The 14,190-nt window shown below is 37.5% G+C and carries 15 protein-coding genes and 1 pseudogene; 5 read left to right on the forward strand and 11 right to left on the reverse strand.

The features are described 5' to 3' along the window. Positions 1-908 precede the first annotated feature (908 nt). From O1D97_RS19985 to O1D97_RS01850, 11 genes and pseudogenes are all read right to left on the reverse strand, one after another. Positions 909-1,154: pseudogene (locus tag O1D97_RS19985) on the reverse strand (HlyD family type I secretion periplasmic adaptor subunit); the annotation flags it as partial. 145 nt (positions 1,155-1,299) lie between these two features. After that, positions 1,300-1,461: a hypothetical protein gene (locus O1D97_RS01805; protein ID WP_269122277.1), complete on the reverse strand. Its 162-nt coding sequence runs from the start codon at positions 1,459-1,461 to the stop codon at positions 1,300-1,302. A 577-nt stretch (positions 1,462-2,038) separates the two neighbouring features. Then, positions 2,039-2,446, reverse strand: a complete 408-nt coding sequence (locus O1D97_RS01810; RefSeq protein ID WP_269122278.1) for an imm11 family protein — start codon at positions 2,444-2,446, stop codon at positions 2,039-2,041. Continuing rightward, positions 2,440-2,919 carry a hypothetical protein gene (locus tag O1D97_RS01815; RefSeq protein WP_269122280.1) on the reverse strand — a complete coding sequence of 160 codons (480 nt, stop codon included), beginning with the start codon at positions 2,917-2,919 and terminating at the stop codon, positions 2,440-2,442. Before O1D97_RS01815 ends, O1D97_RS01810 begins: the two co-directional genes overlap by 7 nt. 130 nt (positions 2,920-3,049) lie before the next feature. After that, positions 3,050-3,751 (reverse strand): imm11 family protein, encoded by a 702-nt coding sequence (locus tag O1D97_RS01820; RefSeq protein WP_269122281.1) that lies wholly within the window; start codon positions 3,749-3,751, stop codon positions 3,050-3,052. Positions 3,752-3,972: 221 nt separating this feature from the next. Next, the gene (locus tag O1D97_RS01825) at positions 3,973-4,746 is read right to left on the reverse strand and encodes an imm11 family protein (protein ID WP_269122283.1); all 774 of its coding nucleotides are present in this window, start codon (positions 4,744-4,746) and stop codon (positions 3,973-3,975) included. Next, on the reverse strand, positions 4,718-5,266 hold the full coding sequence (locus O1D97_RS01830) for a toxin-activating lysine-acyltransferase (protein WP_269122285.1): 549 nt from the start codon (positions 5,264-5,266) through the stop codon (positions 4,718-4,720). Before O1D97_RS01830 ends, O1D97_RS01825 begins: the two co-directional genes overlap by 29 nt. Positions 5,267-5,372: 106 nt before the next feature. Beyond that, on the reverse strand, positions 5,373-5,837 hold the full coding sequence (locus O1D97_RS01835) for an imm11 family protein (protein WP_330221424.1): 465 nt from the start codon (positions 5,835-5,837) through the stop codon (positions 5,373-5,375). A gap of 35 nt (positions 5,838-5,872) precedes the next feature. Beyond that, positions 5,873-6,070, reverse strand: coding sequence for a hypothetical protein (locus tag O1D97_RS01840; protein WP_269122289.1), 198 nt, complete (start codon positions 6,068-6,070; stop codon positions 5,873-5,875). Between the two features lie 415 nt (positions 6,071-6,485). Beyond that, on the reverse strand, positions 6,486-6,995 hold the full coding sequence (locus O1D97_RS01845) for an imm11 family protein (RefSeq protein ID WP_269122291.1): 510 nt from the start codon (positions 6,993-6,995) through the stop codon (positions 6,486-6,488). A 40-nt stretch (positions 6,996-7,035) separates the two neighbouring features. Further along, a complete protein-coding gene (locus O1D97_RS01850; RefSeq protein ID WP_269122293.1) occupies positions 7,036-7,692 on the reverse strand; it encodes a toxin-activating lysine-acyltransferase in 657 nt (218 codons plus the stop codon). Positions 7,693-8,674: 982 nt separating this feature from the next. Here O1D97_RS01850 and O1D97_RS01855 point away from each other — a divergent pair. The 5 genes from O1D97_RS01855 to kynU all read left to right on the forward strand — a co-directional run bounded on the left by O1D97_RS01855 (position 8,675) and on the right by kynU (position 14,185). Next, positions 8,675-10,162, forward strand: coding sequence for a SulP family inorganic anion transporter (locus tag O1D97_RS01855; protein WP_269122295.1), 1,488 nt, complete (start codon positions 8,675-8,677; stop codon positions 10,160-10,162). Between the two features lie 10 nt (positions 10,163-10,172). Beyond that, positions 10,173-11,024 carry a universal stress protein gene (locus O1D97_RS01860; RefSeq protein WP_269122297.1) on the forward strand — a complete coding sequence of 284 codons (852 nt, stop codon included), beginning with the start codon at positions 10,173-10,175 and terminating at the stop codon, positions 11,022-11,024. Positions 11,025-11,365: 341 nt separating this feature from the next. Next, positions 11,366-12,211 carry a tryptophan 2,3-dioxygenase gene (gene kynA, locus O1D97_RS01865; RefSeq protein ID WP_269122299.1) on the forward strand — a complete coding sequence of 282 codons (846 nt, stop codon included), beginning with the start codon at positions 11,366-11,368 and terminating at the stop codon, positions 12,209-12,211. Between the two features lie 2 nt (positions 12,212-12,213). Next, on the forward strand, positions 12,214-12,876 hold the full coding sequence (gene kynB, locus O1D97_RS01870; RefSeq protein ID WP_269122301.1) for an arylformamidase: 663 nt from the start codon (positions 12,214-12,216) through the stop codon (positions 12,874-12,876). Between the two features lie 31 nt (positions 12,877-12,907). Continuing rightward, positions 12,908-14,185 carry a kynureninase gene (kynU, locus tag O1D97_RS01875; protein ID WP_269122303.1) on the forward strand — a complete coding sequence of 426 codons (1,278 nt, stop codon included), beginning with the start codon at positions 12,908-12,910 and terminating at the stop codon, positions 14,183-14,185. Positions 14,186-14,190: the final 5 nt, after the last annotated feature.

The raw sequence follows: 14,190 nt of genomic DNA on the forward strand, positions 1-14,190 counted from the left end.
GGTATCGCTAAGATCGTGGTGGTCGATGTAATGCGGTGAACATTGCTAATAAACAAGAAGATGGGTGTCGTTGAATGATTTGTTGACGCCAAAGACGATGATCTCGTTAAGTTTTACCAGAATCTCGGCTTCATTTTCCTTCAGGTGGAAAAACACACTTTTCCAAACTTTGGATGCCGAACGACTTGATTGTGATATTCTTCAAAGATCGAAAATAACCTATTAAAGTCGTAATTCATTGCGGGTTGCCGCTTTAATTATGTCTTGTCAAAAGCTCATCCTATACGACACCTTTACACCCGAAATGAACGGCAACGGTCCCATCGAAAAAGTCATTGCATAAGGCGATGAAAAATCTGGGTATCGGTGTAAGGTTGTTACCAGAGTCAATTATGTTTTTTGGGGTAGATTAGCCATGGAGTTGTGGTTTAGATCGTTGCTTGTAGTTTGTCTAAGAGATCGTTACCAAACCAAATTATGTGAAAATTTTTGCGATAGTAAGTCGTTTCGCATCACATGTATTGGAATCAATAATTGTATTCAGAGAAACAGTAACGTTATCAACGTAATACACAACTATACACTATTTCCGATAATAACATTTATCGGAAATAGTGAAGCTATATTGATGGTTCTAAATACAGACTTAACCCTATTAATTAACTTACTATATAATCTAAAAATTTTTACTCCTCTTACCGAAATAGCAATAAGCGATTCTATTTATCGGCCTAAATTAAAACGATTAATATAAAGACAATCACACTGATTAATAATCTGAGCCAAAATTTACTTTAGTGAAGTATTAAAATTAAAAAATAGTCTGCATAAATTCTTTATATCCCCCATACTGAAAAACAAGCTCAGCTGGGAAAAAATGTGATGATTGAGTATTGTATTAAGATATATTATCTTTCTTTGAATGCTCTTTGAATTTGATCAGATATTGGTTTTATAAGATAACTTAACACAGTTCTGCCAGTAGTTTGTAGATAAGCTTCAATAGGCATTCCCGGTATGATTTTTAAATTTGATAGCTTAGAGAGTTGATTTTTATCAACTAAAAAAATAATAGTAGTTGGAGATATTTTATTAACAAAGCCCGTAATTTCTGGAGTTGTTTTTTGATCAAATGAACTAAATCGAATGGTCGCATTTTGATTGGACCGTGGTGCCGGTTAATCGATCGTTTTTGCCTTCCGTTACCAGCTCCACGCCATTCGTGTCATAAGCTTGGTGATCATAACCTAAGGGCTTAATAGCCTTAAAAAGTTTCTCTAAATCTGGATCTTTATTATTTTAGGTGGTATTGATATGATGCCCTTGCGTAATATTATGACGCCCAGAATCCGCTCCATTATCTTCTCCAGAGCTCCCTCCGTCCTTTTTTGAGGGAATATCAGGTCTAAGTACGAATAACCAAGCTCTCCAGTATTTTTCTCCATGCCTGTATGAATCCATGAAAAACCTGGTTTCGGCCCTGCCCCTTCAGGAATGATTAACTTTGTCTCAGAGTTATTTTTTTCTGCTCAGCTGTTGGCGTCGCTTCAGCGCTTTTACCATAAAGGGGAACAATAAACATTTTACGTCCTTGTATGAGTATAAATACAAAATTAAAGTTATTTTTAATTGAAATAAAATGTTCGATTCTTTAAAAACATCATCATAAATAATAGGCCCTATATTCTGTCCTTCTAACAAAGCCCTGACTTTATCCGGTACCATTATTTTTTTAGTATTAACATGCACTTCATAAAAACAGGCTTTTCCGCTAATTTTTTCTTTATTATCGAGTTTGATATATTTATACCAAAGTTTGTTCTGTTTGCGGTGCTTCCGCCTGCGTATCCGATTGACGTTTCGCACCCATGGCTTTCAGTGCTTCAGCGTCCACCAATTTCGCTACCAATGAATAAAAGAAGCCACATATGTCGAACTAATCATTTTGAAAAGTGTATGTTTTATTAAACTCGGTATTACATCCTTATAAATATCGAAAACGAGTAAATGAGAAAGGGAAATAAAAAGATAGAACGGATTAGCTCATGGAATGCTCTTTAAATTTACAGCCAAATCTAAGTGGCTTGAGACCCGCCTGTTGGATTTTTTGGTATACCTCATCAGTGATAAAAATATATTCTTCCTTCCAATGCAGTTCGTAAAAACATGCTTTACCTTTGAGCTTATCTTTAAAAAGCACCTGATTATTTTCATTCGCAGATCGTGCGCCATAATAATAATAATCTGCTTTATCCTCCTCAAATTCTTCATGTCTATGCTTTAAATTACCCACATTTTGGTTAATGGAATCAATAATATTTTTACAGTTAAAAAAGTAATAATCTGCGATTTTATTTTTCATATTATCCATCAAATCAAAATGAATAAAATTATGGACACCTGGCTCAATCGATTCAACTATGTCTTTAAATGCCTGACTTACCATATAGGTTTGACCAACAAAATTTGAAAAATCATAAACATTATCCACATCAACTGCACACAAGTTTTTAGGTAATAGGCTAGTGTCAAAGTCGTAGATTTATTTTTTTTCTGCCGTTCATAATAAGAAAAATCAGCCTCTCCATTTACTTTACGTTGTGCCATTTCCATACATATCTCCCCCCAATTAGATTGAGCATACTTAACTAGGGTTTGATAATTTTGTTCATCTTCCTCGGAAAAAAACGCAATCAAAAACTCATCTTTGGAAAAATCTTCGTCTATGGTACAAGCCATAATTACCTCTATTGTCGTAATCGTTATTAATGTTGGATCGGCACCGGCATCAATATGACGCTCTTCCGCTAAAGCCGTTGCGTCTGGTTGCTCTGTTTGCGGTGCTTCCGCCTGCGTATCCGATTGTCGTTTCGCACCCATGGCTTTCAGTGCTTCAGCGTCCACCAATTTCGCTACCAATGAATAAAAGAAGCCACATATGTCGAACTAATCATTTTGAAAAGTGTATGTTTTATTAAACTCGGCATTACATCCTTATAAACATTGAAGAAGATTTAAAGAGAAAAGGGAATAATAAAGATAGAACGGACTAGCTCATGGATTGCTCTTTAAATTTATAGCCAAACCTAAGTGGCTTGAGACCCGCCTGTTGGATTTTTTGGTATACCTCATCAGTGATAAAAATATATTCTTCATCCCAATGTAGTTCGTAAAAGCATGCTTTACCTTTGAGCTTATCTTTAAAAAGCACTTGATTATTTTCATTTCCAGGTAGTGCGCCATAATAATAATAATCTGCATAATCATCCTTAAAATCTACATGCCTCCGTTCTAACCCACCTACATTTGGGTTGATAGAATCGATAAGATTTTTACAGATAAAATAGTAATAATCCGCGATTTTATTTTTCATATTATCCATTAAATCAAAATGAATAAAGTCATGGACACCTGGTTCAACCGATTCGATAATGTCTTTAAATGTCTGACTTACCATATAGGTATGACCAAAAAAATTTGAAAAATCATAAATGTTATTTACGTCAACTGCACACAAACTTTTAGGTAATAAGTCAGTATCAAAATCGTAGATTAATATTTTTTTCTTCCGCTCATAATAAGTAAAAGCCTCTCCCCCATTAAGTTTTTGGAATATTTCCTCGCGAGTTACTCTTCCCCTATTAGCTTGAGCATGCTTAACTAGGGCTTGATAATTTTGTTCACCTTCCTCGGAAATAAACGCAATCAAAAACTCATCTTTAGAAAAATCTTCGTCTATGGTACAAGCCATAAATACCTCTATTGTCGTAATCGTTATTAATGTTGAATCGGCGTATCAGCGATGTCTTGCTGGGCGTTAACCTGACGTTTAGCTCCTTAACGTTGAGCTATCTTTTTTGGATCGCTGCTGGGCACCTCATAACCCTATAATAAAGGGGAACAATAAACATTTTACGTCCTTGCATGAGGAAATTATAAACTATAAATATAACTTTTTATTAAATGCTGACTTTACACTTCTGTAAAAACATCATTATAAATGATAGGCCCTATATTCTGTTCTTCTAACAAAGCCCTAACTTTATCTGGTATCATTATTTTTTTAGTATTAATATGCACTTCATGAAAACAGGCTTTTCCGCTGATTTTTTCTTTCTCTATTTTTTTCTTTATTATCAAATGTGATATAGTCATACCAAAAATAGTCAGATTTTTTTTCTGATGACGCGTGAAATTTTTATTTACTTTAATAAAGCCTTCAGAGTCTTCTATTAAAGCATCCACTATATTCATACAACGAAAAAAATAGTACCGAGCCACATGCAGCCCAGTTTGATCGACTAATTCAAACGGCTTAAAGTAGTGAATCGACGGTTCTACGGACTCAATCACGGCTTTAAAACGCTCACTGACCACGTAAATTTGATCAGTATAATGGGAAAAATCCCGTAAAGAATTAGGATCTAATAGGCAGACCTTTTCCGGTAGCAAGGCGTCATTTACTGGGTGCAGTAATTTATAGGTTCGAAAATCGACAAAATCTAAAAGCGGTTCATCTCTTTGAATTCTACTAATATTTTCATTGCTCCCATCGGTAATATATTTTTTAATTTCCTCCTGCAGTTTAATGTAATTCTCTTGATCCTGTTCGGATACAAAGCTAACTCTAAAATTTGGATACTCTTCGCTATGGTCAGGTGTTATCGTGGCGGACATATATTTTTCTCTTCTATAATCGTTAAAATATTTTAAATGCTTAGTGTTTAATCGGATCAATGCCGCCATCTACTGAGTTAGTCGCCACATGCTGCGCTTCTTCGGGTACGATCTTTGACTGGCGCTTCGCGCCCATGGCTTCCAGTGCTTCGCTATCCACCAATTTCGCTACCAATGGGTGAATATTCAAATCACCGCCTTTGATGACCTGTTTTAGATTTCGTACTACTTGAGCCGTTCGCTCTTTTGAAGGAGCGATCACATCCAATAGCCAGTTCACTTCACCGCTGGTCCAGTCTTCGGCTTTCAATTTTACTGGAAAGACGCCCGCAGCGATTTGTTCGCGGATTTTAGCATCCACTTCGGCTGACACACTGGCCCAGATCGCCAGCCCAGCCATATCCTCCATAGGAATGGATTGTGGTTGAGCACTGCCCTCTTGCTGGTCAATCTTGTCGCTCTGTTCAGTGTTAGCTGGAGCCGCATATGCAAAGGCTATGCGATTGCGAATCAGAGGGTTAAATACGATTTGATCCAGATCCGCAATGGATTGAGAGCGGTAGCGCGGTAACAGAATGTAAAGATACAACCGTCATCCACCAGTTTAATAAGACACCCTTCATGATTTTTTATTACATCCTTATAAACATTGAAGAAGATTTAAAGAGAAAAGGGAATAAAATAGATAGAACGGATTAGCTCATGGATTGCTCTTTAAATTTACAGCCAAATCTAAGTGGCTTGAGACCCGCCTGTTGAATTTTTTGGTATACCTCATCAGTGATAAAAATATATTCTTCCTTCCAATGCAGTTCGTAAAAACATGCTTTGCCATCGAGCTTTTCTTTAAAGAGAACTTGGTTATTTTCATCCGCAGGTCGTGCGCCATAATAATAATCTGCACAATCTTCCTTTAAATCTACATGCCTCCGTTCTAACCCACCTACATTTGGGTTGATAGAATCAATAATATTCTTACAGCTAAAAAAATAATAATCCGCAATTTTATTTTTCATATTATCCATCAAATAAAAATGAATAAAATCATGGACACCTGGCTCAATCGATTCAACTATGTCTTTAAATTTCTGGCTGACCATATAGGTTTGACCAAAAAATTTTGAAAAATCATAAACATTATCAACATCAACTGCACACAAACTTTTAGGTAAAAGGTCAGTATCAAAATCGTAGATTAATTTTTTTTCTGCTGCTCATAATAAGTAAACCCCTGTCCCCCATTAAGTTTTCCGAATACTTCTTCACGAATTATTCTGCGCCAATTATTTTGAGCATGCTTAACTAGGGCTTGATAATTTTTTTCATCTTCCTCGGAAATAAACGCAATCAAAAACTCATCTTTGGAAAAATCTTCCTTTATGGTACAAGCCATAATTACCTCTATTGTCGTAATCGTTATTAATGTTGAATCGGCGTATCAGCGATGTCTTGCTGGGCGTTAACCTGACGTTTAGCTCCTTAACGTTGAGCTATCTTTTTTGGATCGCTGCTGGGCACCTCATAACCCTATAATAAAGGGGAACAATAAACATTTTACGTCCTTGTATGAGAAGTTTATAAAAAATAAATATAAGTTAACATTAAATTCTGACTTTACACTTCTGTAAAAATATCACTATAAATAATAGGCCCTAAATTCTGCTCTTCTAACAAAGCCCTGACTTTATCCGACAACATTATTTTTTTAGTATTAACATGCACTTCATAGAAACATGCTTTTCCGCTGATTTTTCCTTTATCTATTTTTTTCTCTATTATCGAATGTGATATATTTATACCAAAAATAGTCAGATTTTTTTCTCATAGCGAGTAAAATTTTTATTTACTTTAGAAAAACCGTCGGAATCTTCTATTAAAGCATCCACTACATTCATACAGCGAAAAAAATAATACTGGGCCAGATGTTCTCCTGCCTGATCGATCAGTTCAAACGGCTTAAAGTAATGCACCGACGGTTCTATGGACTCAATCACAGCTTTAAATCGCTCACTAACCACATAAATCTGATCCGTATAATGGGAAAAATCCCGTAATGAATTAGGGTCTAATTGGCAGATTTTTTCCGGTAGTAAGGCTTCATTCACTGGGTGTAACAGTTGGTAGGCTCGAAAATCGACAAAATCCAAAAGGGGTTCATCTCTTTGAATTCTTCCAATATTTTTATTCCGACCATTATTAATATATGCTCTAATTTCTTCCTTTAATTTAACGAAATTTTCTTGATCCTGTTCGGATACAAAACTAACTCTAAATTTTGGAAACTCTTCGCTATGGTCGGGCGTTAACGTGGCGGACATATCTTTCCCTCTTCTAAAATCGTTAAAATATTTTCAATGCTTAGTGTTTAATCGGATCAATGCCGCCATCTACTGAATTAGTCGCCACATCCGGCGCTTCTTCGGGTACGCTCTTTGACTGGCGCTTGGCACCCATGGCTTCCAATGCGGACTCATCCACCAATTTCGCGACTAGAGGATGAATATTTAGATCACCGCCTTTGATCACTTGTTTTAGATTACGGATCACTTTACTGGTCAGTGTTTTGGAAGGGGCAATCACATCGAAAAGCCAGTTCACTTCACCGCTGGTCCAGTCTTCGGCTTTCAATTTTACTGGAAAAACGCCCGCAGCGATTTGTTCGCGGATTTTAGCATCCACTTCGGCTGACACACTGGCCCAGATCGCTAGTCCCGTCATACCATCAATAGGGTTTTTATTTTCTTTTGGGTAGGCAAAGGCAATTCGATTACGAATTAACGGGTTAAACACCAAGTGATTAAGGTCTTCTATGGACTGTGAACGATAACGAGGAAGGTTCATTAAACTCAAGGTAACTTTAGCAAATGATTCTCTTACTTGGGTACGTAAAGCCAGAGCTTGCTCTACATTTTTTTCAGTGGCGTTATTTTCTGTAGTACTTTCTTTTTGTGTAGTACTACCTATAGTGCTTTCAACTTCAGCGGCCAAATTAACCAGTGATTTTTGATTTAACATTATATTATCCTTAACTTTTACATTAAAACTGTATGCTTATAATGAATAAATTAAACCGCTATCCTGATAATTAAATTTATTGCCACGGATAATAAACAACTCACTTTTATATATCAACCATTAAGTCTATAGGTCTTTGAATTTACTCTGTTATCCTGCTTTTTATTTATAATCCCCCCTATTAAAAATGCATTTCAATTATGTTCAATTCATATTAATGGACGTTTTATTACAAAAAAGTTAAAAAACCTTTATTATAGAGTGGATGTAATTCCCTTTATTAATGAGTCGTCCCTGAATCATGGCGTTTCAGGCAGAAGCGCCATGCTATTTCTAGGTATTTTCATTGCAAACGTTATTTACCGTCATAATCGCCTTAAAAATTTTCCACAATACGAGCGCAATAAAGCCACTTTATTTGTATTGTTTGGCATATCCATAGCGTCCAATTTTTTGGCATCCATATGGCGTATTTATAATAAGATTTCGGTATTAACTACCTTGTAAAAAAATTAGATTTGGTAGGTTAAGAGTTTTTCAGTGTCAACTAACTAAAGCTCATAAACCTTAATCTTCTTGTAGCATTCAAACTTCCTTTATCGAGCCTACTCATCTCGCGCAGTACAAAAGCAAACGTGCGAAACATTTCTTACCAAGTAGTCGTTGGTCTATTTTATTTTTATAGATGAGGAGTAGACACAAGTTATTATTTTCTTATATGTCAAATTACTGTAAAATCTCGACCTCATTAAATACTCACTAATATAAGGTAAAGCGCTTTGCTAATTACGCCACCATAGGCTTTTCCCTCGTACCGTCACCGTTCTGCGTGACAAACTATACCGTCTAACGGTAGGAATTCTTTGTTAGAAAATTACCGGTTAATACACGATATCGTCTATGTGTAACAACGGCCTGATAGAATCTATCTGTTGATTTGATCTGTTACTTTTATGTTTTGCTGAATAATATAAGGTTTACTATGCTTGAAAAATTGAAACTCGAATGGCTTTCTAACATACGTGGCGACTTACTCGCTGGTATTGTGGTTGCGTTGGCACTAATACCAGAAGCAATTGCTTTCTCGATTATTGCGGGCGTTGATCCTAAAGTTGGCTTATATGCCTCTTTTTGTATTGCCGTTGTGATTGCCATAGTCGGTGGGCGACCAGGAATGATTTCAGCCGCGACCGGAGCCATGGCCTTACTAATGGTTACGCTAGTTAAGGAACATGGACTTGAGTACTTACTGGCTGCGACACTTTTAACCGGTGTTTTTCAAATTATTGCTGGATATTTAAAGCTTGGTAGCTTGATGCGTTTTGTTTCTAGGTCTGTTGTAACCGGATTCGTGAATGCGCTTGCCATACTGATTTTTATGGCACAATTACCTGAGCTAACAAATGTGACATGGCATGTTTATGCGATGACGGCAGCCGGTTTAGGTATTATTTATCTGTTTCCATACTTACCTGTTATTGGCAAGATCATCCCTTCCCCATTGGTTTGTATTCTCGTTCTCACCGCTGTTGCTATTACGTTAGGTTTAGATATTCGTACTGTCGGCGATATGGGCCAATTACCAGATACATTACCTATATTCTTATGGCCTGATGTGCCTTTGAATGTTGACACTTTGCTAATTATTTTACCTTATTCTGTGGGGCTTGCTGTTGTTGGTTTACTTGAATCAATGATGACAGCTACTATTGTTGATGATCTTACTGATACAAAAAGCGATCGTAATAAAGAGTGTAAAGGGCAAGGTATTGCTAATATTGGCGCTGGGTTATTCGGTGGAATGGCAGGCTGTGCCATGATTGGGCAGTCTATTATTAACGTCAAATCGGGTGGCCGTGGCAGGTTATCTACTTTTACCGCAGGGACTGTTTTGATTATCATGATTGTATTTCTTGATGACTGGTTAAAGCAGATTCCAATGGCGGCATTAGTAGCCGTTATGATTATGGTATCGATAGGTACTTTTTCTTGGGCTTCGGTTCGAGATTTAAAAGATCATCCTTTATCGACCAATATCGTCATGGTTGCTACCGTTATTGTCGTCGTTGCAACTCATAACTTAGCGCTTGGTGTTCTAGTTGGCGTACTGTTAGCCACCCTATTCTTTGCTAATAAAATTGGCCGCCTTATGGTGGTTAAATCTGAACAGGCGACAGAAAATGTTCGCACTTACCAAGTAATCGGCCAGGTATTTTTCGCCTCTTCTGAAAAATTCACTGAGTCATTTGACTTTAAAGAGGCCGTTGATAAAGTTATTATTGATTTAACTCATGCTCACTTTTGGGACATTACTTCGGTATCCTCGCTTGATAAAGTGGTCATTAAATTCAGACGTGAAGGTGCTGAAGTAGAAATTATTGGAATGAGTGAAGCAACTGAAACGATTGTTGATAAATTTGGTGTCCACAACGACCCGGCCGAAGTTGAAAAAATGATGGCGGGTCACTAAGGAGATGACAATGAATAAAATTATTACATGCGTGGATGGTTCGGTTTATTCCGATAATGTTTGTGATGCTGGTATTTGGGCGGCTAAAAAATTAAATAAAAGTATTTTATTTTTACATGCAATAGAAAAAAACAACGCTTCAAGTACGGATGATTTAAGTGGTGCTATTGGGTTTGGTACCCGGACGGCTCTGTTAAGTGAAATGGCGGCCCTAGATGAACAACGTAGTAAGCTGGCATTAGAAGTTGGTAAAGAAATGCTTGCCCATTCTTACTCCCTAGCGAGTGAAAAAGGCTGCGACTCCATTGAAAAAGTTCAGCGACACGGCGATATTTCTGAAGCTATTGTTGACCTTGAATCTGATGCACGTCTTGTGGTTATCGGTCGTTCAGGCAGTAAACTTGGAATTGGCTTTAAAGTACTAGGCTCTCATATTGAGCAGATTATTCGACAAGTCCATACTCCAGTATTGATTGCTAACGAAGGTTTTACTGAGCCAAAGAGCTTTATGTTGGCTTATGATGGTAGAGAGAATGCCGATAAAGCCGTCAAGCGTATTATTGAAGGTGGATTACTACATAATTTAACGTGCCATTTAGTGACAGTTAAAAACCGCCAAAGTGACTTGGACGAAAAATTCAAGCAGACTGAAGCGCTTCTCCTTGAAAACGGCTTCGATGTTAAATCAAGTATGCTAGAAGGCAATATTTTTGATTCTTTAATGGAATACAAAAGCAAAAGTGGTGTAGAAATGTTAGTAATGGGTGCCTTCTCCCATTCTAAAATCGCTCACGTTTTTCTTGGTAGTAACACTCTTAAAATGATAGAAAATACCCATTTACCACTGGTTATTCTTCGATAACTTTCCCCTAGCCTTTTCTCTAAAAAGGCTAATAAAAAACCAATAAGTATAGGTATGCTTATTGGTTTTTTTCCTTATACACTTGCTTTATAGGCCGTGATTCCTGCATTCACGATACTTCCTCGCTTTTTGTTTTTGCTAAACTTTAGCTTCATAAAATACTCTTATTATATGATTTAAAAGAATAATTTTAATCGATCAGTAGTCAATCATTTATTAGTGAGATAAAAAACAAATTATTTTCATAAATACGGTCATTTTTATGAGATATATTTTATATCCTTCAGAATATACACTAGTTCTAAGAAATCTTTTTATCCCTAAGTTGGAGTACTTTCATAATGTCACAATGCCCCTATCAAGCCACTGTTGATTTAAGCGATGAAAATGTTCATTGGGAGCAAGATATTAGCTACGGTCAATACTTAGATCTTGATGATATTTTGAAATCTCAATCCCCCCGCTCTAGCATGCATGATGAAATGTTGTTTATTGTCATTCATCAGGTTTCAGAATTATGGATAAAATTATGCTTGCATGAAGCCCATGCTGCAGCCACAAACATCTTTGATGGAAAACTTAGCTCAGCTTTTAAAAAACTGACTCGCGTGGCGCGTATTCAAGAGCAGTTGATCCAAGCTTGGGAAGTACTGGTGACCATGACTCCTGCAGATTATGCGAGTTTTCGCGATGATCTTGGGCAAAGTTCAGGCTTTCAATCCTATCAATATCGTGAGCTGGAGTTCTTACTTGGTAATAAAAATAAAAGCATGGTTGATGCCCATAAAGCCAACCCAAAGCACTTTGATCATTTAACCGAAGTTTTAAAACAGCCAAGTCTATATGATGTTTGTCTCAAGTTGTTGTTACAGCGTGGCTTTGATATTCCGAGTGAGGTAATTGAGCGTGATTTTTCTGAGCCTTATATGCATAACGATAAAGTACAAGCGGCTTGGAGCGTTATTTATAAAGACACAGACACTCATTGGGATCTGTATGAACTAGCGGAAAAACTCGTCGATCTGGAGTTTAATTTCCAACGCTGGCGTTTCAGTCATATGAAAACAGTAGAGCGTATTATTGGTTATAAAAAAGGCACCGGCGGCACTGGCGGCGTGAGCTATCTTACTAAAGCTTTAGACCTGCAGTTCTTCCCAGAGCTATGGGCGGTTAGAACGGATATTTAATCATGACAACGCATTTCACTAAGCCACAATATATCGATATCAGCCAACCACTGAGACCAAACATACCTGTTTGGCCGGGTGATACTGAGTACCATGCTCAATCTAAATGGAAAATTGATGAGCATTGCCCTGTTAATGTGTCGTTTTTTTCATGTTCTACCCATACAGGAACCCATGCGGATGCGCCTTTTCATTATGACCCAGAGGGGTTGGCTATTTCAGAGGTACCAGTAGACATTTATATTGGCCCTTGTCAGGTAATTGATTTATCTAATGCTGTATTTAACAATAATTCGATAGACCTATTGCTTTGCCAGTCTCTTATAGACCTTGATAAGCCCTCAATAGAAAGAGTCTTATTTAAAACCTATAAAGTTTTTCCTGTTGAGACTTGGGACAATGATTTTATCAGCCTGCATTTCGAGGTGATAGAGTGGCTAGCGTCCCATGGCTGTCGTTTAGTTGGAGTAGACAGTCCCTCCTTAGACCATCAGGCCTCAAAAACGTTAGACGCACACAATGCCATTAAGCGAAATAAAATGGCTATTTTAGAAGGTCTTGTTTTTGACAATGTGCCTGCCGGAGAATACCAGCTGATTGCACCACCACTTAAACTTAATGGCCTCGACTCTTCTCCTGTGCGTGCACTACTTCAACCACGTTAAAATAACAATCTCGTTTTTATGGAGCCACTTTATGTCTTTTAATGCAACATCCAGCTCACTGCCTACGCATGCGGAGCTTAATGAAGCTTACTTTGTAGAATGCGATAAACAAGATCCATTAACCTGTTTTCGCGATCAATTTGAATTAGCCGATGACTTAATCTACCTAAATGGCAATTCACTAGGCGTATTGCCTACAGCCGCTAAAGCCCGTATGCAAGAGGTCATTGCTACAGAATGGGGTGAAGGTCTAATTCGTAGCTGGAATACTTATAGTTGGATTGATTTACCACAACGAATCGGAGCTAAACTGGCAAAAATTGTTGGCGCCAAGGAACACGAAGTGATCGTTAGTGATTCCACTTCAGTTAATCTATTTAAGCTGGCTGCCGCGGCGATTAAACTGAATCCTGGGCGAACTAAGATAGTGACGGAGCCTGGCAATTTCCCTACTGATTTATATATTCTAAATGGCGTAAAGAACTTTATTGGAGCAGATATTGAAATTGTCACTGTTCCTAGCAATGAAATCACTCAGCATATTGATGAAAATACGGCTCTTGTTTGTTTAACGCATGTTCATTATAAATCTGGGACCATGCTGAATATGAATGTCATTACTAAAGCGGCCCATGAAAAAGGGGCGTTAATGATGTGGGATTTAAGTCATAGTACGGGTGCTGTGCCGGTAAATTTAAATCAAGCACAGGCCGATTTGGCGGTAGGATGTGGTTATAAATACCTTAATGGCGGCCCTGGTGCACCTGCTTTCTTATATGTTGCGGAAAAACACATAAAAAGCTTGCAGCAACCATTAACAGGCTGGTTTGGTCATGCGAATGCGTTTGCCATGAGTGACGAGTATGAAGCAGCTTCAGGTATCGAAAAAACACTTTGTGGTACAACTCCAGTAATTGCCGCTTCTGCTTTAGAAGTAGGAGTTGATATTATGAGTCAGGTGGACTTCGTGGTGCTTAGGGAAAAATCACTGTCTTTAAGCGAACATTTTATAAAGCTGATGGCGCCATTATGTGAACAATATGGCTTTGAGTTAGCGACTCCATTAGATCCAAATCATCGTGGAAGCCAAGTGTCTTATACTCATCCAGAGGGCTATGCCATTATACAGGCTCTTATTCATCAGAATATTATTGGTGACTTTAGAGCACCCAACATTTTACGCTTTGGATTTGCTCCGTTATACGTGCAATTTATGGATTTGTGGAACACAGTGAATACATTGGAAAATATTATGCGCAATGAAACTTGGAACCGTCCTGAATTCATGAAAAGAAGCAAAGTCACCTAATTTTT

It is taken from the genome of Marinomonas phaeophyticola, from assembly GCF_026966905.1.
GTDB lineage: Bacteria > Pseudomonadota > Gammaproteobacteria > Pseudomonadales > Marinomonadaceae > Marinomonas > Marinomonas phaeophyticola.